Origin of the sequence: Vibrio sp. 10N.222.54.E6 (genome assembly GCF_041473955.1) — a bacterium.
Lineage (GTDB): Bacteria > Pseudomonadota > Gammaproteobacteria > Enterobacterales > Vibrionaceae > Vibrio > Vibrio tasmaniensis_A.
Window position 1 is genome coordinate 1 of sequence record NZ_JBFRTD010000108.1, and the last position, 209, is coordinate 209.

The window sequence follows — 209 nt, forward strand, 5'->3', positions numbered from 1 at the left end:
GTCGGCACACTAAATTCTTTGCTTTAGAGAGTAAACTCTCTAATTTAAAACCTCATATAAAATGAAGTTCTTGAAAGTGGCTCCCCTTGCAAGACTTGAACTTGCGACATACGGATTAACAGTCCGCCGTTCTACCAACTGAACTAAAGGGGAATTACTTGTCTCAACATTAGGTCTCTAAAGACCATTATTTGTTAAGTACCAAATAA

General features: G+C 37.3%; 1 tRNA gene. It reads right to left on the reverse strand.

The features are described from left to right. Window positions 1–77: 77 nt before the first annotated feature. A tRNA-Asn gene (locus tag AB4513_RS24765) sits at window positions 78–153 on the reverse strand. Window positions 154–209 lie beyond the last annotated feature (56 nt).